General features: G+C 60.0%; 18 protein-coding genes and 2 pseudogenes. 12 read left to right on the forward strand and 8 right to left on the reverse strand.

Features of this window, described 5'->3' with window-relative positions:
- The first annotated feature begins 234 nt into the window (after positions 1-234).
- The 3 genes from AB4N33_RS04565 (at position 235) to AB4N33_RS04575 (ending at position 2,528) form a co-directional block, all read left to right on the forward strand.
- Positions 235-1,062, forward strand: a complete 828-nt coding sequence (locus AB4N33_RS04565; RefSeq protein WP_460123568.1) for an undecaprenyl-diphosphate phosphatase — start codon at positions 235-237, stop codon at positions 1,060-1,062.
- A complete protein-coding gene (locus tag AB4N33_RS04570) occupies positions 1,062-1,496 on the forward strand; it encodes a DUF1294 domain-containing protein (protein ID WP_460141471.1) in 435 nt (144 codons plus the stop codon). The genes AB4N33_RS04565 and AB4N33_RS04570 overlap by 1 nt, the downstream gene beginning before the upstream one ends.
- A 147-nt stretch (positions 1,497-1,643) precedes the next feature.
- Positions 1,644-2,528 carry a hypothetical protein gene (locus AB4N33_RS04575; RefSeq protein ID WP_476456558.1) on the forward strand — a complete coding sequence of 295 codons (885 nt, stop codon included), beginning with the start codon at positions 1,644-1,646 and terminating at the stop codon, positions 2,526-2,528.
- Here AB4N33_RS04575 and AB4N33_RS04580 read toward each other — a convergent pair.
- Positions 2,525-2,884 carry an MmcQ/YjbR family DNA-binding protein gene (locus AB4N33_RS04580; RefSeq protein ID WP_460123577.1) on the reverse strand — a complete coding sequence of 120 codons (360 nt, stop codon included), beginning with the start codon at positions 2,882-2,884 and terminating at the stop codon, positions 2,525-2,527. The two genes, AB4N33_RS04575 and AB4N33_RS04580, sit on opposite strands and share 4 nt — an antisense overlap.
- Entirely contained in the window at positions 2,881-3,789 is a 909-nt protein-coding gene (locus AB4N33_RS04585; RefSeq protein ID WP_460123580.1) for a LysR substrate-binding domain-containing protein, read from the reverse strand. Before AB4N33_RS04585 ends, AB4N33_RS04580 begins: the two co-directional genes overlap by 4 nt.
- Before the next feature lie 129 nt (positions 3,790-3,918).
- Between AB4N33_RS04585 and AB4N33_RS04590 the strand changes: the two genes are divergently transcribed.
- Both AB4N33_RS04590 and AB4N33_RS04595 read left to right on the forward strand, forming a co-directional pair.
- Positions 3,919-4,530, forward strand: coding sequence for an FMN-dependent NADH-azoreductase (locus AB4N33_RS04590; RefSeq protein WP_460123583.1), 612 nt, complete (start codon positions 3,919-3,921; stop codon positions 4,528-4,530).
- Positions 4,531-4,697: 167 nt separating this feature from the next.
- Positions 4,698-5,734, forward strand: a pseudogene (locus AB4N33_RS04595) (alpha/beta hydrolase family protein).
- A gap of 3 nt (positions 5,735-5,737) precedes the next feature.
- Here the strand turns inward: AB4N33_RS04595 and AB4N33_RS04600 are convergent.
- The gene (locus AB4N33_RS04600; RefSeq protein ID WP_460123589.1) at positions 5,738-6,922 is read right to left on the reverse strand and encodes an MFS transporter; all 1,185 of its coding nucleotides are present in this window, start codon (positions 6,920-6,922) and stop codon (positions 5,738-5,740) included.
- Positions 6,923-7,212: 290 nt separating this feature from the next.
- Positions 7,213-8,799, reverse strand: coding sequence for an ABC-F family ATPase (locus AB4N33_RS04605; RefSeq protein ID WP_460123591.1), 1,587 nt, complete (start codon positions 8,797-8,799; stop codon positions 7,213-7,215).
- Positions 8,800-9,107: 308 nt separating this feature from the next.
- Between AB4N33_RS04605 and lpxO the strand changes: the two genes are divergently transcribed.
- On the forward strand, positions 9,108-10,007 hold the full coding sequence (lpxO, locus tag AB4N33_RS04610; RefSeq protein WP_476456559.1) for a lipid A hydroxylase LpxO: 900 nt from the start codon (positions 9,108-9,110) through the stop codon (positions 10,005-10,007).
- Positions 10,008-10,085: 78 nt separating this feature from the next.
- Here the strand turns inward: lpxO and ku are convergent, their stop codons facing one another.
- Positions 10,086-10,931 (reverse strand): non-homologous end joining protein Ku, encoded by an 846-nt coding sequence (gene ku, locus AB4N33_RS04615; RefSeq protein WP_460123597.1) that lies wholly within the window; start codon positions 10,929-10,931, stop codon positions 10,086-10,088.
- A gap of 185 nt (positions 10,932-11,116) precedes the next feature.
- On the opposite strand from ku, the gene AB4N33_RS04620 reads away from it, so the two are divergent.
- The 4 genes and pseudogenes from AB4N33_RS04620 (at position 11,117) to AB4N33_RS04635 (ending at position 14,420) form a co-directional block, all read left to right on the forward strand.
- A complete protein-coding gene (locus AB4N33_RS04620; RefSeq protein ID WP_460123600.1) occupies positions 11,117-11,431 on the forward strand; it encodes a hypothetical protein in 315 nt (104 codons plus the stop codon).
- An 18-nt stretch (positions 11,432-11,449) separates the two neighbouring features.
- Positions 11,450-12,601: a PQQ-dependent sugar dehydrogenase gene (locus AB4N33_RS04625; protein WP_476456560.1), complete on the forward strand. Its 1,152-nt coding sequence runs from the start codon at positions 11,450-11,452 to the stop codon at positions 12,599-12,601.
- Positions 12,602-12,873: 272 nt separating this feature from the next.
- Positions 12,874-13,869 (forward strand): annotated as a pseudogene (gene ilvA / locus AB4N33_RS04630) (threonine ammonia-lyase, biosynthetic); the annotation flags it as partial.
- A 281-nt stretch (positions 13,870-14,150) separates the two neighbouring features.
- Positions 14,151-14,420 carry a DUF1652 domain-containing protein gene (locus tag AB4N33_RS04635; protein WP_460123606.1) on the forward strand — a complete coding sequence of 90 codons (270 nt, stop codon included), beginning with the start codon at positions 14,151-14,153 and terminating at the stop codon, positions 14,418-14,420.
- Positions 14,421-14,482: 62 nt separating this feature from the next.
- Here the strand turns inward: AB4N33_RS04635 and AB4N33_RS04640 are convergent, their stop codons facing one another.
- Complete coding sequence (locus AB4N33_RS04640) at positions 14,483-14,752, reverse strand: DUF2790 domain-containing protein (protein ID WP_460123609.1); 270 nt, start codon at positions 14,750-14,752, stop codon at positions 14,483-14,485.
- Between the two features lie 498 nt (positions 14,753-15,250).
- Between AB4N33_RS04640 and AB4N33_RS04645 the strand changes: the two genes are divergently transcribed.
- Together AB4N33_RS04645 and AB4N33_RS04650 are read left to right on the forward strand one after the other, a co-directional pair.
- Positions 15,251-15,547 carry a hypothetical protein gene (locus AB4N33_RS04645; protein ID WP_476456561.1) on the forward strand — a complete coding sequence of 99 codons (297 nt, stop codon included), beginning with the start codon at positions 15,251-15,253 and terminating at the stop codon, positions 15,545-15,547.
- 194 nt (positions 15,548-15,741) lie between these two features.
- Positions 15,742-17,043 carry an OprD family porin gene (locus AB4N33_RS04650; protein ID WP_476456562.1) on the forward strand — a complete coding sequence of 434 codons (1,302 nt, stop codon included), beginning with the start codon at positions 15,742-15,744 and terminating at the stop codon, positions 17,041-17,043.
- Between the two features lie 373 nt (positions 17,044-17,416).
- On the opposite strand, the gene AB4N33_RS04655 is transcribed toward AB4N33_RS04650, so the two are convergent.
- Both AB4N33_RS04655 and xylB read right to left on the reverse strand, forming a co-directional pair.
- Positions 17,417-18,358 carry a carbohydrate kinase family protein gene (locus AB4N33_RS04655; protein ID WP_476456563.1) on the reverse strand — a complete coding sequence of 314 codons (942 nt, stop codon included), beginning with the start codon at positions 18,356-18,358 and terminating at the stop codon, positions 17,417-17,419.
- 13 nt (positions 18,359-18,371) lie between these two features.
- Positions 18,372-19,868: a xylulokinase gene (xylB, locus tag AB4N33_RS04660; protein ID WP_476456564.1), complete on the reverse strand. Its 1,497-nt coding sequence runs from the start codon at positions 19,866-19,868 to the stop codon at positions 18,372-18,374.
- Positions 19,869-19,889 lie beyond the last annotated feature (21 nt).

A 19,889-nucleotide genomic window follows, 5' to 3' on the forward strand; every position in this document is an offset into this window, starting at 1 on the left:
CGTCGAACGGGCATATCCGACCCAAGTCCAATAACGTGGCAGCGTTATTGGGGCTTGTCTGATAGGATTTCGGCCCTGAACGCAAAAACCTGAATTGAAGTTGATTTTTCACGGATTTTTTACGACTCCGTCGTGATTCTGTGCGCGCCGACCTTGCGTCGCGCTGATCATAATCAACGTTTTGCAATAAATACGATCGGGGCATGCCGTCGTGCATCGCTTCTTGGGGGATTGATGGATCTTTGGACCGCCTTGCAGGCATTGATACTTGGGGTTGTGGAAGGGCTGACGGAGTTTTTGCCGATTTCCAGTACCGGACACCAGATCATCGTGGCCGACCTCTTGAACTTCGGAGGCGAGCGGGCTATTGCCTTCAACATCATCATTCAGTTGGGTGCGATCCTGGCGGTGGTGTGGGAATTTCGCCGCAAGATTCTGGATGTGGTAACGGGACTGCCGACGCAACCCGGCGCCCAGCGCTTTACGCTGAACCTGCTGGTCGCTTTCATGCCGGCCGTGGTGCTGGGGGTGATCTTTTCCGACCTGATCCACCATTACCTGTTCAACCCGATCACCGTCGCGGCGGCATTGGTAGTGGGCGGGGTCATCATGTTGTGGGCGGAGAAGCGCGACCACGCCGTGCACGCTGAAACGGTCGACGAAATCACCTGGAAAGACGCCCTGAAGGTCGGCTTCGCCCAGTGTCTGGCGATGATTCCAGGAACCTCGCGATCCGGCGCCACCATCATCGGTGGGTTGCTGTTCGGCCTGTCGCGCAAGACCGCCACCGAGTTCTCCTTTTTCCTGGCCATGCCCACCATGGTGGCGGCGGCGGTGTATTCGGGGTTCAAGTACCGACATCTGTTCGAACCGGCGGACCTGCCGGTGTTCGCCCTGGGCTTCGTCACCGCGTTCATCTTCGCGATGATCGCCGTGCGTGGCCTGCTCAAGTTCATTGCCAGCCACAGTTACGCCGTGTTTGCCTGGTACCGCATCGCGTTTGGCCTGTTGATCCTGGCCACCTGGCAGTTTGGCTGGGTCGACTGGACGGCGGCCAAGTAATGAATGGCAGCCGCGCACGCCGTCCGCCCGAACGCCCGTCGGGTGGCCCGGTGCAAAATCTGCGGCTGAAACTGCTGGTGCTCGCGGTGGTGTGCGCGCTGCCGCTCATTGGCTCTGTCTCGTTCTGGGTGCAAGGCGTTTCGTTCATACCGCTGGCGGCCTATGGGCTCGTCAGCGTGCTTGCGTTTTTCCTTTACTGGCGCGACAAGCACAAGGCCCGCACTGAGGGCAGGCGTACCCCTGAAAACATACTGCATGCGGTGGAACTTGCCGGCGGCTGGCCTGGCGCCTTGCTCGCCCAGCAGGTATTGCGACACAAAACGCGCAAGGTTTCGTTTCAAATTCTGTTTTGGGTGATTGTGCTGCTTCACCAGGTGTTCTGGATCGATCAGTTGTTCTTGCAGACGCATTGGGTCGGCCCGTTCATGCGTTGATCGGGCTCAAGCATAGTCAGTGTTCGAGCCTCGCTTGCAAACATGTTGTTAACGGTTATTGCTGGCAAATAGGGTTACAACTGCGTGTTATGACACCGGTTTTCGCCGTGCTAGTTTTCGCCAACCTTAAATGTCTGGAGGTTGGCGATGAGACTTGAAACCGTGACTACCGAATGTGCCATGTATAAGTTGGCCCGATTTCTCGGCAGTTCTCCCGCCGAAAAAGTCGCGTATGTCAGGCGGCGATCAAAACTGCTCGATGGTACGAATCCAAGTCTTATCGCCGACGAAACCATCCTTGATAATCTGGTCGTCGTTGAAGATCGTATGCGGCAGTTTGTCCAGCACTTCGAACAAGTCCAATCTGCGATTACCCCCGGTCTTGTCCTCGAGGATTACGTGGTTTCGATGATCAACGAATTCGTCAATGTCGCGGTCGTTGCCGGTATCGAATCGATCCTGCAGGCATTGGAGCCTGTCGATACCGTAAGCCCTTTACCCGATTCAGAGTTGATCACCGCCATTGACACCTTGTTCGAGAGCCGCGACTACCTGCGCGAAAGGCTTGAACTCATGTATTCGTTGATCAAAAATCCGGAGCTCGTGTCCGAGGTCATTTATACGGACTTTAATACTTGCAATCGAGTGTTCGTGCCGCTGACTGATGGTGAGGGCAAGAACTCGGATGATCTATACGGTCTGGCTTTCCTGTGGTTCATGGGTGTCGATTTATGCATGCTTATTAATGAAGCCTGCATGATTGCCAACTCAGCCTATACACCTAAAGTTTCAGGTTTTTCCCACGAATTTTATTTGTATATCGTGCTGCATGAACTGTCTCACCTGTGGGTGGAGGCTGATGACCTTGCCTATCACTTTACCGCTGACCAAGAAGCCAAGGACTTCGATGTGTATTCAATGGCTAATCTAAAAGCCAGTGACATGAACAATGCCGACAACTATTGCACGTTGATTTTCATTGCACTGGCTAAACTGCACAAGCAGGGGTTTATTGACCTTCGGCGGTACTAAATCAACAACCCGACCTGAGTGCGCTTGGGCAGCTTGCTCACCACCAGCTGATGGGAGCGTTGCAGCAGCGCTTGCAACTCCCCGGCGCCGAGCGGGTAGGGCGTCTGCATGATGATCCATTGCGCTCGTGCCAGATAAGGCGCGGGATGAATGCCGGGGCGGTCGCAATGGCCGAGAAACAGGTCCTTGTCGACTTTGAAGGCCAGGGATTCGCCGCGCAGGTTTTGCAGGGCGAACATCTTGTTGCCGGCAACGGAGAACACCCGCACGCCGCCCCACTTGTAGTCCTCCCGTGCGCCCGGCAGGGCGAGGCAGAATCGTGCGGCGTCTTCTTCGTTCATACGTCCAGGCTTCATATCAAGCGGTCTCCACAGGCATCGAAGGATTCGATCAAATGGTCGAGCCAGGCCCGCACGGCGGGCATCACCCCACGTCGGTGCGGGTACACGGCTTGCAGCCAACCGCCGGGCAGCGACCAGTCGGGCAAGAGCTGCACCAGTGCGCCACTTTGCAGTTCTGTCTCGCAGTACATCATCGGTAGCATCGTGAAGCCCTGGCCAGCGAGCGTGCAGGCCTTGCGCACAATGAAATCGTCGATGCCCAGGCGCGCCTCCAGTGCGATTTCGTAACTTTTACCCTGTTGATCGAGCATGCGGATGTGCACGAGGCGGTCGGCCTCAAGCGCACCGAGCACAGGCAATCCCTTCAGGTCTTCAGGATGATCGATCTGGCGACCCTGGAGAAAATCCGCGCTGGCCACCATCAGCATCTGCGCCTGACGCAGGCGGCGGGTCACGAGCAACGGATCTTCATCGCCCGGCTCGCGAACCCGCAGGGCAACGTCGACCCCTTCGGTCACCAGATCCACACGGCGGTTGACCAGCATCACTTCCAGTTGCACCTGCGGGTACTTGTGGAGGAATTGGCTGATCACCGACGGCAGCATTTCATGGGCCAGGCCCACGGGGCTGGACACCCGCAGCCGACCGCGCGGTACGCTGGACATACTCGCCACGGCTTCATCGGCCATTTCGGCTTCCAGCAACATCGCCTGGCAGTGACGCAGGTAGCGTTCGCCCACGGCCGTTAGCTTGAGTTGGCGGGTTGTGCGTTGCAGCAGACGCGCGCCCAGGCGCTCTTCCAATTCGGCAATCCTGCGCGAGAGCCGCGATTTTGGAATGCCCAGCAGTCGGCCCGCCGCGGCGAATCCCCCCGCTTCAACCACCTTGGCAAAATAGAAGAGGTCGTTGAGGTCTTGCATGTCTATCACTCGATTGTTCTATCAGTAGGACAAACTATCGCATTGTTGCCAGCTAATCATCCATTGGTTTCGCTTGTAGGATTCTCTCCATCAGATCGCCCTGTAGCGGTCCTCAATTGGAGATTCCACATGAAACTGCTGCATATCGATTCGAGCATCCTGGGTGACAACTCGGCTTCCCGTCAGCTGAGCGGTGAAGTGGTCAAGGCCTGGCAAACCGCCGAGCCGAGCGCCGTGGTGACTTACCGCGACCTGGCCAGCGACGCCATCAGCCACTTCTCGGCCAATACCCTGGTTGCCGCCGGCACCCCGGCCGAACTGCGTGACGCCGCGCAACAGCACGAAGCCGACCTGAGCGCGCAGACCCTGGCCGAATTCCTCGCTGCCGACGCGGTGGTGGTCGCCGCGCCGATGTACAACTTCACCATCCCGACTCAGTTGAAAGCCTGGATCGACCGCATCGCCGTTGCCGGCCAGACCTTTCGCTACACCGAAGCCGGCCCTGAAGGCCTGTGCGGTAACAAAAAAGTCGTGATCGTCTCGACCTCCGGCGGTTTGCACCTCGGCCAAGCCACCGGTGTGGCCCATGAAGAGTACTTGAAGGTCATGTTCGGTTTCCTTGGCATCACCGACATCGAATTCGTTCGTGCCCATGGCCTGGCCTACGGTGACGAAGTGCGCACCAAGGCCATGAGCGACGCTCACGCACAGATCAGCGAGCAATTGTTCGCCGCTGCGTAAGGCTTGCGTAAAGCTGTCATTCTGCTCGGGCAACACCTCAAGAAACTCTGTATTCTGATTGCGCAAGTATCAGGTACGGAGTTTTTTGTTTCTGGATACCTCGCGCTGGCCCGGGTTATGCAATACCCGAACGCGTGTGGCCAAATTCAGAAAAGGTGGGGCATCCCATGGTGCGTCTTTGTGCAATGTTACTGATTTGCCTGCTCAGCAGCCTGAACTCAGTGCACGCCGCGCCTGCGCCGCACCCTCACTGGAGCGTCGGCTTTCACGAGATGAGCTTTCTCGACCCGCTGGACTTGCAGCCGATGCGGGCCATCGCATTTTATCCGTCCAGTGATCGCGAGCACGTCAGCAAGCTTGAGGGCTACACGGTGGAGGCGGGCGAAGACACTCGCGTGGCCATCGGCCGTTTTCCCATGCTGATGCTCTCCCACGGCAACACCGGCACGCCGCTGGCCCTGCATGACCTGGCGACATCGCTGGCCCGCAAGGGCTTTGTGGTAGTGGCGGTGATTCATCCCGGCGACAACTCCAAGGACCACAGTCGGCTCGGCACCATGAGCAACCTCTATGGTCGCCCGATCCAGATTTCCGAAGCCATTACCGCCACCCTGGGTGATCGCATGCTCGCGCCGTTCGTCAACGCCGAACAGGTCGGTGTGATCGGTTACTCGGCAGGCGGCGAGACGGCGTTGATCCTGTCCGGGGCCACTCCGGACCTGGATCGCCTGCGCCGCTACTGCCAGGAGCGCCCGGACGATCACGATGCCTGCAATACCCAGGGCGAGTTGATCGTTGATCGGGATGACCTGCAACCGGTTGCCGATCCCCGGGTTCACGCTTTGTTGTTGATGGCGCCGCTCAGCCTCAAGTTCGGCCGTCACACCCTGGCCGACGTGCATGTGCCTGTGCTGCTGTACAGCGGTGACGGCGACAAACTGGTGGCGTTCGACAAAAATGCTGCGGCGCTGGCGCGTAAGCTGCCGACTGCGCCGGACTTCAAGTTGCTGGCCGGGGCAGGGCACTTCGTGTTCATGGCGCCGTGCAACGAAGAGCAAATCAAAGCCATGCCGGCGCTGTGCACCGATGCCGATGGCGTTGACCGCGAGGACATTCACCGCAACATGATCTCGGAGGCGGGGCGGTTTTCTCCCGTACCCTGGGCAGGCCGACCCGCGCCGGCATGCAGACTGCCGATCAGTAAGCCTTACGCGGCGCGGCGCTTGAGCAGCAGGGTCAAGGCCAGGCCGGTGATGGACAACATCGCCGCACTGAAGAAAATCCACGAGTAGCCCAGGTTCAATGCCACCGCGCCCATCAGCGGTCCCGCAATCGCCAGCGCGAGGTCGAAGAACACCGCATAAGCACTCAGGCCGGCACCCCGACTGGAGTTCGGCACCTGTTTGATCGCCTCCACACCCAGCGCCGGGTACACCAGCGATAAGCCAAACCCGGCCAGGGCTGCGCCGAGCAGGGCAAAACCCGTGGAAGGCGCCAGCCACAGCAGCACCAGGCCCACGGTTTCAATGGTCATGCAGGCAATGGCCGAGGTGAAACCGCCGAAACGGCTGATGCTGGAAATAAACAGCAGGCGCGCCAGGATGAAGCAGATGCCGAACACGGTCAGGCAGTACGCGGCACCGGTCCAGCCACGGCTGACGTAATACAAGGTAATGAAGGTGGTCAGGGTGCCGTAGCCGATCGACGCCAGGCTCAGGCTCGCACCGAATGGCGCAATACGCCCGAACACAGCCCAGAAAGGCAGGCGTTCGCCGCGCACCACCGGCACCGAGGGTTTGTTGCGGATCAGCAGCAGCGCGAGCACGGCCAAGAGCGTCAGCGCGATGCCGAGGCTGGCGAAGCCATATTGCGCCACCATCACCACACCCAGCGGCGCGCCGATGGCGATGGCGCCATAGGAGGCGATGCCGTTCCACGAGATCGAACGCGCCGTGTGCTCGGCGCCGACCTGACCCATGCACCAACTGATGGTTCCGACCCCAATCAGGCCTTGGGCGATCCCCAGCAGCAGGCGGCCGGCGATCAGGATCAGCAGGCTGGTCAGGGGAAAACTCTGCAACAGCGTCGACAACAATGTCAGGACACCACTCAATACAATCCCGCTCAAGCCGTAAATAATCGCGCGCTTGGTCCCCACTGTGTCCGACATGCGCCCGGCCATGGGGCGGCTGAGCAAGGTTGCGAGGTATTGTGAACCGATGGTCAGCCCGGCAACCACCGCGCTGAAGCCCAGTTGCTCATGGACATAACCGGGCAACACCGCAATCGGCAGGCCGATGCAAAGGAAGGCGATAAAGGTATAGAAAACGATAGAGACGATCTGCAGGGTGATCGCCATGGAGCTTTGCGGTGGCAGTTGCTGCGCAGACATGAGGGCTCTTTCGCGGGCGGCGGTGGGAGAACTGCATCATGGCGCGGGCGGGAAATAAATGAAAGCAGGCTAACTATATTTCCTGCAATTGATTCCCCTGTGGGAGCGGGCTTGCCCGCGATAGCGGTGGATCTGCCAAATCAATTTCGCCTGACCCACTGCCTTCGCGGGCAAGCCCGCTCCCACAAGGGGCCCAGCAAACCACAAGGTGGGTAATTGAATGCAAAAAGCCCCGTCACATGGACAGGGCTTTCAACTTGCAGCTTGCAGCTTGCAGCTAATCGCTGCTTTTAAAACACCACACCCTGACTACGCAGGTAATCATCATAGGTGCCGCTGAAGTCGGTCACGCCATTCGGGCTCAGCTCGATGATGCGCGTGGCCAGGGACGATACGAACTCACGGTCATGGCTGACGAAGATCAGCGTGCCCGGGTAGTTTTCCAGCGCCAGGTTCAGCGCCTCGATGGATTCCATGTCCAAGTGGTTGGTCGGTTCGTCCATGACCAGCACGTTCGGCTTTTGCAGGATCAGCTTGCCGAACAGCATGCGGCCTTGCTCACCACCGGAAATGACTTTGACCGACTTGAGAATCTCGTCGTTGGAAAACAGCATGCGGCCCAAAGTGCCGCGAATGACCTGCTCGCCCTGGGTCCACTGACCCATCCAGTCGAACAGGCTCATGTCCTCTTCAAAATCGTGGGCGTGGTCCTGGGCGTAGTAACCAAGTTCCGCGCTTTCGGTCCACTTCACGGAACCGGCGTCTGGCGTCAACTCACCCATCAGGGTGCGCAGCAAGGTGGTCTTGCCGATACCGTTCGGGCCGATGATCGCTACGCGCTCGCCTGCTTCAACGGTGAAGCTGAAGTTCTTGAACAGTTCCTTGCCGTCGAAGCCTTTAGCCATGTGCTCGACGATGACCGCCTGGCGGTGCAGTTTCTTGGTTTGTTCAAAGCGGATGAACGGGCTGACGCGGCTGGAAGGCTTGACCTCGGCCAACTGGATCTTGTCGATCTGCTTGGCGCGAGAAGTGGCCTGTTTGGCTTTCGAGGCGTTGGCCGAGAAGCGACTGACGAACGATTGCAGCTCGGAAATCTGCGCTTTCTTCTTGGCGTTGTCCGACAGCAATTGCTCGCGGGACTGGGTCGCCACGGTCATGTACTCGTCGTAGTTGCCCGGGAACAGACGCAGCTCGCCGTAATCCAGGTCGGCCATGTGCGTGCAGACGCTGTTCAGGAAGTGACGGTCGTGAGAGATGATGATCATCAGGCTGGAGCGCTGGGTCAGCACGTTTTCCAGCCAGCGGATAGTGTTGATGTCCAGGTGGTTGGTCGGTTCGTCGAGCAACAGCACTTCCGGATCGGAAAACAGTGCCTGAGCCAGCAACACGCGCAGTTTCCAGCCCGGCGAGACTTCGCTCATCGGACCGAAGTGCTGTTCGATTCCAATGCCCAGGCCCAGCAACAGCTCGCCCGCACGGGATTCGGCGGTGTAGCCGTCCATTTCAGCGAACTCGGTCTCCAGCTCGGCCACGGCCATGCCGTCTTCTTCGCTCATTTCCGGCAGCGAGTAGATGCGGTCGCGCTCGGCCTTGACCTTCCACAGCTCTTCGTGACCCATGATCACGGTGTCGATCACGCTGAATTGCTCGTAGGCGAATTGATCCTGGCGCAATTTACCCAAGCGCACATTCGGCTCGAGCATGACCTGGCCTGCGGACGGGTCGAGGTCACCGCCGAGGATTTTCATGAAGGTCGACTTGCCGCAGCCATTCGCACCGATCAGGCCATAGCGGTTGCCCGCGCCGAACTTGACCGAAACGTTTTCGAAAAGCGGCTTGGCGCCGAACTGCATGGTGATATTAGCTGTAGAAATCAAGGTTTTCCTGCGAAGCATTCAGTGGCCAGGGGTGCGGCGATACCGCGCTTGGCCCGAGTCGAAGTGCGCTGAAGCCGGGGTCAATTCCCGTCATCAACCAAAGAGGGCGCAAAGTTTGGCGGCGATTGTACTGGTCTGGCGCTCTGAACGATAGGGCGTTCGGGCCAAGAGTCGGGCTGGCAGTACTAATAGCGAGAATTTCGCATTTGTAGGTTAACTATTGGTTACAAATAGTGGCTAAAATGCGGCATCGACTGGCGCCCTCAGGCGCAGAGGCAGTCTGTTCACTTTTGATGTGTGACGATTCCGTGAAACTTATCATTGCCGCTGTTTATGTTGTCTCGATTGCCTACGTCCACCTGCGTGGGCGCGTGCGCCACAAGCTCGGACGCCAATTGAGTGATCACTCGTCTTTCCTGGCGCCGATCAATTGCTTCCTTTATCTGTTCTCGAAAAAAACCAACAAACCCTTCCTCGATCCAGCCGAGTTCCCGGACCTGAGCCCGTTGCAGGCCCACTGGGAGGAAATTCGCGCTGAAGGTCAAAACCTGTTGCGCGCGGGCGAGATCAAGCGGTCCAACCAGTACGACGACGTGGGCTTCAACTCGTTCTTCAAGACCGGCTGGAAACGCTTCTACCTCAAGTGGTACGGCGATAGTCACCCGTCGGCGATGAAACTCTGCCCGCGCACCACTGAACTGGTTCAGGGAATCGGCTCGATCAAGGCGGCGATGTTCGCCGAGTTGCCGCCGGGCTCCAAGCTGGTGCGCCACCGCGACCCGTACGCCGGTTCCTACCGTTATCACCTGGGCCTGGAGACACCGAACGATGCCGGCTGCTACATCAACGTCGATGGCGAGAGCTATCACTGGCGTGATGGCGAAGCGGTGATGTTCGACGAGACCTACATTCACTACGCAGAAAACACCACTGACCAGAACCGTATCATCCTGTTCTGCGACATCGAGCGACCAATGAAATACCGCTGGGCGACAGCGTTCAATGCCTGGTTCAGTCGAAATGTGATGTCGGCGGCGGGTGCGCCCAATGATGTGGGTGATCGCACCGGTGCGCTCAATCGGTTATTTGCGCGGATCTACAAGGTGCGGCTGCGGGGCAAGGCGCTCAAGAAGCGTAATCGCAAGCTGTATTACCTGGAGAAGTGGGCGATTTTTGCGGGGTTGTTGGCGGTGTTTGTTCTGATCTGAGTGTTGCTGAGTATCTGATGGCCCTATCGCGGCAAGCCGCTCCTACAGGAGCGGGCTTGCCGCGAAGAGTCCTGAAACTCACCGCTTACTGGCCTTCTTGGCTGCCGGCTTCGCTTTCGCCGCCGGTTTGGCCGCCTTGCCCCCCAAACTACGCTTGAGCAACTCGGTCAAGTCGATCACATCCGCCGTCTTGCGCTCTTCCTCGCCTGTCGCAGTCTCGACATCCTCGATCTTGCCTTCGTGGGCCTTTTTCTCCACCAGCGCCATGATCTTGTCCTGGAAACTGTCGCGGTAATCTTCGGGGCTCCAGTCACCGCTCATGTCCTGTACCAAACGCTTGGCCATGTCCAACTCACCCTTGGCCAGCGTGGGCTTGGTCACGTCACTGCCCAATTCGAGCGTATCGAGGCTGCGCACCTCTTCGGGCCAGCGCAGCATCACCAGCACCATGGCCGACTCGATGGGCATCAGCGCCGCCAGGTGCTGGCGGGTATGCAGTACCACGTGGGCGAGGGCGACTTTTTTGGTTTTGCTCAGGGTTTCGCGTAGCAGGGCGTAGACTTTGCCGCCGCGTTTGTCAGGGGCGAGGTAGTAGGGCGTATCGATGTTCTGCAATGGAATCTGGTCGCTGTCGACGAAAGAAAAGATGTCGATGGTCTGCGTCGACATCGGGTGTGCCGATTTGATTTCTTCCTCGCTGAGCACCACGTAGCGACCCTTTTCGTATTGCACACCCTTGACGATGTGCTCCTTGGTCACTTCCTTGCCGGTCGTCTTGTTGACGCGCTTGTAGCCCACCGGGTCCATGCTGCGGCTGTCGAGCCAGTCGAAATCCACGCCCTGGGAAGACGTCGCCGAGACCAGCGCCACCGGGATGTGGACCAGTCCGAAACTGATTGCGCCTTTCCAGATTGCCCGTGCCATGGTCGTCTCCTCGCGTCTGATGATCAGGTGACCCGCACCGCTGCGCAAAAGTTTCAGTGACGTGCAGGCCGGTGCGGCCGGGGTCTCAACTTCGTGTTACATCTTGTTCGGGAGGTTTTGGTTAACAAATGCGAACCCTGGGCGTAGCGTGCTATCGAAGGCTTTATCACGTAGAGAGGCAGCTCATGAACCGGATAGTGCTTGGCCTGTTCGCGATGGCATTGAGTGGTGCGCTGAGCAACGTTGCCCAGGCCCAAAGCCCCACGGGTGCCACCAGCAATCCTTACAACAGCCCGATTCGCCGGGCCAACCCCAACAGCATGCAAGGCACGCAACCGAGCGCGCCGACGATTCGTGGGCCCAACACCGTGCCGGTGCCGCGACCACCGACGCTGGACAATGGCGGCATCGGCAACCGCTACCCCCAGGATCGCACCGCGCCCGCCAGCCCGCCCAAGTTCATACCCAACCCGCCGTCTCGCGATGCGAACACCCGTTAACCACAAAAGGAATCGTGCATGTTGCGTAAAACCTTCCTGGCAACCTTCTGTGCCAGCGCCTTGCTCGGCGCGGCTTTACCCGCGCTTGCAGCGACGTCTCAGGAACTGAAAAGCGAGCAGGGCACCCTTGAGGTCACGCCGATCGCCAAGGGCCTGGATCACCCCTGGGCCCTGGCGTTCCTGCCGGACCAGAACGGCATGCTGGTGACGGAGAAGCCCGGCACCCTGCGAGTGGTGAGCGCCGATGGCAAGCTCTCGGCGCCCATCAGCGGCGTACCGGACGTCTGGTCCCGCAGCCAGGGCGGTTTGCTCGATGTGGTGCTCTCGCCCGACTTCAGGCAGGACCGCACGGTGTACCTGTCCTACGCCGAAGGCGGGGGTGAGGGCGGCACGGCCGGGACCGCCGTCGGGCGCGGGCAGTTGTCGGAAGATTTGAAGACGTTGAACAACTTCAAGGTGATCTTTCGCCAGGAGCCCAAGCTCTCCACCGGTAACCACTTCGGCTCGCGCCTTGTCTTCGACCGCGACGGCTATCTGTTCATCGCCCTGGGTGAAAACAACGACCGGCCTACCGCCCAGGACCTCGACAAGCTGCAGGGCAAGATCGTGCGCATCTATCCGGACGGCAGGGTGCCGGACGACAACCCCTTTGTCGGGCAGTCCGGTGTGCGCCCGGAAATCTGGTCCTATGGTCAGCGCAACCCGCAAGGCATGGCGCTCAACCCCTGGACGGGCGTGCTCTGGGAAAACGAACACGGCCCCAAGGGCGGTGATGAGCTCAATATCATCGAGCGCGGCAAGAACTACGGTTGGCCGCTGGCGACCCATGGCATCAACTATTCCGGGCTGGCGATCCCCGAAGCCAAGGGCAAGAAGGCCGAAGGCACCCTCGCGCCACACCACGTCTGGGAGAAATCCCCGGGCCTGAGCGGCATGGCCTTCTACGACGCCGACCGTTTCAAGCCCTGGCAGCACAACGTGTTCATCGGCGCACTGGCGACCCAGGAGCTGATTCGGTTGCAGTTCGACGGCGATCGGGTGGTGCACGAAGAGCGCTTGATGGGCGAGCTGAACCAGCGCATTCGCGACGTGCGCCAGGGGCCGGATGGTTACCTGTATGTACTGACGGATGACAGCGACGGGGTGTTGTACCGTGTGGGCCTGAAATGATAGGCCCCCTGTAGGAGCGAGCTTGCTCGCGATGGCGGTATGTCAGGCATCCGCTATCGCGAGCAAGCTCGCTCCTACAGGGGTGGGTTGACACCAACGGATGTATCGAGCTAGTTTCACCCCATGACTTCCACCGTACTGCGCTGCCAGCCAAGCATTATTACCGCCATTCCTCATTTGGCGGGCTAGCTCACGACTGCAGCACCCAACCCGCCCTAGAGGCGGGTTTTCATTTTCTGTCTCCGGGGTTTTGAACATGTCAGGAGACGACCATGCACACCACGCCCGCCCAGCAAACCCTGCTTGAGCACTATGTAAAAAAGATCCTCGCCGCGCCGGTGTACGAGTTGGCGATGCGTACGCCGTTGCAGGACGCACCGGCGTTGTCCGAGGCGCTGGGCAATCGGATTCTGCTCAAGCGCGAAGACTTGCAACCGACGTTTTCCTTCAAGATCCGTGGTGCCTACAACAAGCTGGTGCAACTGAGCGATGAGCAAAAGGCCCGAGGTGTGATCACCGCATCGGCCGGCAATCATGCCCAGGGTGTGGCGCTGGCGGCGCGGGAGTTGGGGATCGATGCAACCATCGTCATGCCGTGTGCCACCCCGGAACTGAAGGTGCTCGGCGTACGCAGTCGCGGGGCCGAGGCGGTGTTGCACGGGGAGAGTTTTCCGTTTTCCCTGGCCCACGCGCTGGAGTTGGCGGAGCGCACGGGACGAACCTTCGTCTCGCCGTTCGATGACCCGGACGTGATTGCCGGCCAGGGAACCGTGGCCATGGAGATCCTGCGCCAGCACCAGGGGGACCTGGACGCGATCTTCGTTCCGGTGGGCGGTGGCGGCTTGATCGCGGGTATCGCGGCGTACGTCAAATACTTGAGGCCGCAGGTGCGCATCATCGGCGTGGAATCGGAGCATTCGGCGTGCCTGCAAGCCGCGATGGAGGCGGGTGAGCGGACGGTGTTGCCCAATGTCGGCACTTTCGCCGACGGGGTGGCCGTGGCACAGATCGGTGCCTATGGCTTTGAGGTTTGCCAGTTCTGCGTCGATGAAGTGTTGACCGTCAGCAACGACGAACTGTGCGCGGCCATCAAGAACATCTACGACGACACCCGCTCGATCACCGAGCCCTCCGGCGCGCTGGCCGTGGCCGGGATCAAGAAATACGTGGCCCGCCGTGGTGTCAAGGGAGAGACCCTGATCGCCATCGACTCAGGCGCCAACATCAACTTCGACAGCTTGCGACATGTGGCGGAGCGCGCGGCGATGGAGGTCTGACTTCCTCTCCTATCCGAGCACCTGTGGGAACGAGCCTGCTCGCTCCCACATGACGCTCTCCAGGGTTGCAATTTGCACGCGTGAAATCCGGCATTCCGGCAAATTGCATGATGGCCTTTAAGTTCAGGCCTTCTAACCCATTGATTTGTTACTGAGCCATACAGGGGAGTCCAGGGCATGTTTCATGCAATAGCTGTATGGAAAAACCGGCCAGACTTTATAGAGCCGGTCTTAACCCTATCTGGCTTTTGCACACTCAGGAGAGAGTCGCCATGTTTCTGTCTGCCTTGGAACTTCGCAACATCATTGAAAGCAGCTTTCTTCCCAAACGCTGCCAATGCACGCTGTCCCCCAACATGCTGATGTCGGTAAAAGTTTTTGCCGACGGGCAAACCGATCAGGTGGACCTGTATGTGAGCGGCATTGACGCCTCTTCTCTCAACAGTTGCCGGGAAATCAATAACCTGATTGCCGGCCTGCGTTCAGGCATCTTGCAGCCAATGGATACCCAGCCGCCGCTGTCGAAATACCAATCTGTGTAACCTGCGTTCAATCCTTCCCGGGTCTGGCCATGCGACCAGACCCGTCGTCGTTTTCTCGCCGATCAGTTGCCTTGTTCCGTACACGCTTGCGAGAGCTTGCGGTACGTGATCTCTGCGGGTTTGCCCGCCGCATCGATGTACTTCATGTCCGCCGTGACGACCTTGCATTCCAGAGTGTCCGGCTCGCTGAGCGACACCACTTTCGCCACATGCAGCGGCATGCCGTATTCGTAGGGCACCGCTTGCGCAGTCGTGCTGTCGTTCGCCTGGGCCAGGCCGGTGAACGCCGAGCAGGCGAGGGTGAGGGTAACCAGCAGGGTGGGGGTGTTCATGAGGGATCTCCCGTGCAGTCGCAAGTCAACTCGACAAGGGCGTCGAGGCTGCCGCACTGGGCGTCAGAGGAACCTGAGGGCGTGCGGTCCAGTGAAGTGTTGGACCGCAGCGTTAAGCGATGGTTAAACCGGCTGAATGCCGCCTGTCGTGTGGGAGGGTTTTGTCAGGCTTTTCGCTGCGCCAGGATTCCTGGAAAACCGAAGCCGGGTCCTACAAAGGTGGATGCCTTGTCTGCTTCCGCAGGCTGGGCAGGGACGGCTACTGTTTGGACTCGCTGCAAAATCAGCGAACAGGTTTGGTCACCTGATAGCTCCCTCACATGTGGCATCATTGCGTGCGGATTGTTCGTCTGTGTCGTTATGGCGGCTGTGTGCCGGACGCCTTAGGGCGAGCCGAGTTGAGGGCGTTATCGGTTGACCAAACCAGCACACAGTCCGCCTCCCTCCGTTTGGTCACGGTACCGGAGGTCCACGCTAGACAACTTGAGTAACTCCCTAATGACAACAATAAATGCTCTATGCGACCGCTACCGCGTCATCAAAAGCGCCGTCACCGAAACCTCACCCCTGGTGATCGACACCCAGGCCGACCCACAAGACATCCTAGAAGCCGCCCTGCAACGTATCCGTGCGTCCAGCGACCTGCTGGAAACCCTGCACATCCACTCGTTCAGAAACGGTGACGGCCAGGACATTCCGCACCTCACCCATGCCCTGTACCTGCTGACCCAGGATGGCTGCGACCTGTTGCGGGTTGCGCAACAGCGCTTGTTGCGCTGGAAGCCTGCCGCCTGAACTTCACCCGAGTTCCACGGCGCAGGAAGCTCCGAGCGCCGTGGTCCGACTAAAGTCGCCTACACCCCGTAACAGCCAACTGCCATCATTGCACCTCACCCCGCGTGTCTTTTTCTCCTGGTCAGTTCCTGTCCGGGATGAAGCTATTTATTGGCCTGCGCCTTGCGCAAACGCTGCACAGTTGGAGCTTTTTCATGCGTCCCCCTTTTCAAATGATTACCGCGCGCCAGGCATTTGGCTTCGGCGTCCTGGCCCTGTGCGCGAGTTTTACCGGCCAGGTGCGCGCCAGCGGTTTCATCGACGACACCACGGCGAAAATCGAATCACGCACGGTGTATTTCAATCGTGATTTTCGGGATGGGCACACGTCCACGGAGCAGGGGGCGTCCAAGCGCGAAGAGTCGGCACAGGGTTTCATTTTCAACCTGCAATCGGGTTACACCGAAGGCTCGGTGGGCGTTGGTATCGATGCGCTGGGCATGCTGGGCATCAAGCTCGATTCCAGCGCTGACAGCAGCAACAGTGGCTTGCTGCCGTCCACCGGGCACAACCCACGTGGGTCCGAGGACCAGTACGCCAAGCTCGGTCTGACCGCCAAGGTGCGGGTGTCCCAGAGCGTGTTGAAGTACGGCGCGCTGTTGCCGGATGTGCCGCTGCTCAAGTACAACGACGGCCGCCTGCTGCCGACGATGTTCAACGGTGCGCAACTGACCTCCAGGGAGATCAAGGACCTGACGTTCATGGCGGCGCGCCTGGACAAGTACACCGCCCGGGATTCCACCGATGCCCAGGACATCCGCGTGCACTGCAAGAACAAGCGCTACGCGTGCAACGTTACTGCCGATCATTTCGATATGTATGGTTTTGACTACAAGATCAATGACCAACTGACGGCCCAGTATCACTACGCGGAACTGGAAGACATCTACCGCCAGCATTTTGTGGGTGTGGTGGCCAGTCAGCCGTTGGGTGAGGGCGTGCTCAAGGCTGATGTGCGCCTGCTCAAGAGTGCCGACAGCGGCGCCGAGCGCGCGGGTTCCATCGACAACCGAGCCTTGAGCGGCATGCTGGCCTACGCCATCAGTGGGCACACTTTCAGCGCCGGTTGGCAGCGCATGAACGGCGACAATTCGATGCCGTACCTGGATGGCACCAACCCATACCTGGTCAACTATGTGCAGGTCAACGACTTCGCCTCCGCCCAGGAGCGTTCGTGGCAGCTGCGTTATGACTATGACTTCAAGGCCATTGGCCTCAATGGCTTGAGCTTCCTGACCCGTTATGTAAACGGTGATCACATCAAGGTGCTGGGCAGCGACCAGGAAGGCAAAGAATGGGAACGCGACAGCGAGATGAAATACGTGGTGCAGAGTGGCACATTCAAGGATGTGAGCCTGCGGTTGCGTAATGCGACCTATCGCACCAACTACGAGAAGTTTGCCCGGGACGTCGATGAGACCCGGTTGATCATCAGCTACAACTTTTCGGTTTTGTAGGGCTGAAAGGCCGCCGCACCCTGTAGGAGCGAGCACGTCGAACCGTCGCGATGGTCGTTAACGATGACGTGGGCTGTCTGAATGCCCGCGGTGTCTGGGCCACCATCGCGAGCATGCTCGCTCCTACAGTGGTGGGGTGTTGGAATGCAGATGTGTGCATGGCACCAAAACCCTGTAGGAGCGAGCATGCTCGCGATGGTCGTTAACGATGACGTGGGCTGTCTGAATGCCCGCGGTGTCTGGGCCACCATCGCGAGCATGCTCGCTCCTACAGTAGTCGTTGTTGGAATGCAGATGGGTGCATGGCACCAAACCCTGTGGGGGCGGTGGCGGGGCACGGATGTGTGCATGACACTAGAGCCTGTAGGAACGATCATTGCCCCAACTGCCGCCGAAACGGCAAGTCCGGCCCGGTCCTGCTGCAGGTCAGCGCTGCGGCCTGCACGGCAAACTTGAGCATCGCGTCGATCTGCTCACGCGCCAGTTGCTGTACACCTTGCACCGAATCCAAACGCTGTTCGGTCAGCCATGTGATCAATGCCGCCTGGAAGGTGTCGCCTGCGCCCACGGTGTCAGCGATTTTCACGGGGGTGGCCGGCACGGACCATGCGCCGTGCTGGCGACTGAACACTGTCGCCCCCTCACCGCCGCGTGTCAGGAACACCACCTGGCAACGATGCTGCAACCAGCCCTCGATCACCTGTGTCGGGTCCTGTTCGGGGTAAAGCAGGTGCAAATCCTCATCGCTGACTTTGATCAAATCCGCCAGTTGCACCAGCGTCGCCACCCGTGAGCGCCACAGTTCGATATCCGGCTGCGGATTGAGCCGCACGTTCGGGTCGAGGCTGATCAGGCGTTTGCCGCGTTCGCGTTGCACCAGCGCCAACAGGGTGTCGGCAATCGGCTGTACGACCAACGAGTAAGAGCCGACGTGCAAGCCGCGCACTTCAGGGCCGAGGTCCGGCAGGTGTTCGACCTGCAACTGCCGGTCCGCACAGCCTTCGCCACGGAAGCTGTATTGTGGCGAGCCATTGGCGCCGACGGCCACCATGGCCAGGGTGGTCGGCGCGGCGAACTCCAGCAGGTAATCGGTGCGCACGCCTTCGGTCTGCAACACCTTGAACAGCCGTCGGCCGAGGTAGTCCGTGGACAGCCCGGCGAACAATGCCGAGTCCACGCCCAGCCGGCGCAAGCCAACCGCGACGTTGAAGGGCGAACCGCCAGCAATGGCCTTGAAATTTACGTTGGACGCCAGGCCACTGGCGTCCTCTTCACTGAAGAAATCAAACAGCGCTTCGCCACACACCAGATACATGGTTGTTCACTCTTCAAAGGGTTGCGACATGCTGTCGATAGCGTTCATAGGCCTGCTGGCTGGCCGCGACGTTGGCGGCAATCGGCAAGGTTTCGCTGGCCGGGTCGAGTGTCACGCAACGCTCGCACAGTTGCGCCAGGCTGTCTTCCCGACCGTTTGCCCGCGACGTGCACCACGCGGCCTGGATGGCCGCGCCCAGGGCAGCAGCTTCGCCGTGGACGGTGCCGATCACGGGTGTGTTCATGATGTCGGCGACGATCTGCCGCCACACCGGGCTTTTCGAGCCGCCGCCAATCAAGCGGATGCTGTGGCTTTGCAAGCCATTGTCACGCAAAAGGTCCAACCCGTAACGCAAACCGAAGGTGGTGCCTTCGACCACCGCGCGGCACAGGTTGGCCCGGGTCAGGTTGGTCATGGTCAAGCCTTGAAGGCTGCCGGTGGCGTGGGGCAGGGCGGGCACGCGTTCGCCGTTGAGGAACGGCAGCATGCTCACGCCCTCGGCGCCGATGGGCGATTGCGCCACCAGGGCGTTGAACTGGGCGATGTCGAGGTCGAGCAGTTCGCGAATCGTCCCAGTGGCGTTGGTCAGGTTCATGGTGCAGATCAACGGCAGCCAGCCGCCGCTGGACGAGCAGAACGTCGCCACGGCGGCGTCCGGGCTGACCTGCGGCTGATCCGCGTAGGCGTAAACGGTGCCGGACGACCCCAGGCTCATGGTGATGATGCCCGGTTGGATATTACCCGTGCCGATGGCGCCCATCATATTGTCGCCGCCACCGCTGGACACCACTGCCCACGGGTTGAGGCCGAGCTGTTCGGCGATCTCCGGCAGCAGCGGGCCGACCGGTTGGTGGGCTTCGATCAGCTCGGGCAGCGCCGCTTCCAGGCGCCCGTCCGGGTCGATGTCGCGCAACAGCTCAACGTCCCATTGGCGGGTGCGCACGTTGAAATAACCGGTGCCCGAGGCATCGCCATATTCGGCGCAACTGCGCCCGGTGAGCCAAAAATTGAGGTAGTCGTGGGGCAGCAGGATGTGGGCGATGCGCGCGAACACGTCGGGATGGTGCTGCTTGGTCCATAGCAACTTGGACACCGTGTAGCCCGGCGCGATGACCACGCCCAATCGCTCCAGCGAGCCTTGCTCGCCGCCCAGGTAGGCCAGCAGGCGGTCGTTCTCCGGGGTGGTCTCGGTGTCGCACCACAGCTTGGCCGGGCGCAGGACCTGACCCTGGTCGTCGAGCAGTACCAGGCCGTGTTGCTGGCCGGACACGCCAACGCCCTGGATGGTCCTGCCGTCGACATTGGCGGCGGCCAGCGCCTGGCGGGTGGCTGACTTGAAGGCGTCGATCCACTGCGCGGTGTCCTGCTCGCGGCGGCCGTTGGCAGCGGTGATCAAGGTGTGCGGGGCAGCGCCTTCACCCAGGACCTGGCCACTGGCGGCGTCGAGGATGATGGCCTTGGTGCCCTGGGTGCCGCAGTCGATGCCGAGGTAGAGGTGTTGGGTGGGCATGGGTGGGTCCTGTCAAGGTTC

The organism is Pseudomonas sp. S1_E05 (genome assembly GCF_056337105.1).

Bases quoted from the DNA above. Each gene is read 5' to 3' on its own strand.
- AB4N33_RS04570 (WP_460141471.1), top strand. From the start codon at position 1,062: ATGAATGGCAGCCGCGCACGCCGTCCGCCCGAACGCCCGTCGGGTGGC.
- AB4N33_RS04650 (WP_476456562.1), top strand. From the start codon at position 15,742: ATGCGTCCCCCTTTTCAAATGATTACCGCGCGCCAGGCATTTGGCTTC.
- AB4N33_RS04585 (WP_460123580.1), bottom strand. From the start codon at position 3,789: ATGCAAGACCTCAACGACCTCTTCTATTTTGCCAAGGTGGTTGAAGCG.
- AB4N33_RS04640 (WP_460123609.1), bottom strand. From the start codon at position 14,752: ATGAACACCCCCACCCTGCTGGTTACCCTCACCCTCGCCTGCTCGGCG.
- AB4N33_RS04565 (WP_460123568.1), top strand. From the start codon at position 235: ATGGATCTTTGGACCGCCTTGCAGGCATTGATACTTGGGGTTGTGGAA.
- AB4N33_RS04590 (WP_460123583.1), top strand. From the start codon at position 3,919: ATGAAACTGCTGCATATCGATTCGAGCATCCTGGGTGACAACTCGGCT.
- AB4N33_RS04625 (WP_476456560.1), top strand. From the start codon at position 11,450: ATGTTGCGTAAAACCTTCCTGGCAACCTTCTGTGCCAGCGCCTTGCTC.
- AB4N33_RS04635 (WP_460123606.1), top strand. From the start codon at position 14,151: ATGTTTCTGTCTGCCTTGGAACTTCGCAACATCATTGAAAGCAGCTTT.
- xylB (WP_476456564.1), bottom strand. From the start codon at position 19,868: ATGCCCACCCAACACCTCTACCTCGGCATCGACTGCGGCACCCAGGGC.
- ku (WP_460123597.1), bottom strand. From the start codon at position 10,931: ATGGCACGGGCAATCTGGAAAGGCGCAATCAGTTTCGGACTGGTCCAC.
- AB4N33_RS04655 (WP_476456563.1), bottom strand. From the start codon at position 18,358: ATGTATCTGGTGTGTGGCGAAGCGCTGTTTGATTTCTTCAGTGAAGAG.
- AB4N33_RS04620 (WP_460123600.1), top strand. From the start codon at position 11,117: ATGAACCGGATAGTGCTTGGCCTGTTCGCGATGGCATTGAGTGGTGCG.
- AB4N33_RS04600 (WP_460123589.1), bottom strand. From the start codon at position 6,922: ATGTCTGCGCAGCAACTGCCACCGCAAAGCTCCATGGCGATCACCCTG.
- AB4N33_RS04645 (WP_476456561.1), top strand. From the start codon at position 15,251: ATGACAACAATAAATGCTCTATGCGACCGCTACCGCGTCATCAAAAGC.
- AB4N33_RS04575 (WP_476456558.1), top strand. From the start codon at position 1,644: ATGAGACTTGAAACCGTGACTACCGAATGTGCCATGTATAAGTTGGCC.
- AB4N33_RS04580 (WP_460123577.1), bottom strand. From the start codon at position 2,884: ATGAAGCCTGGACGTATGAACGAAGAAGACGCCGCACGATTCTGCCTC.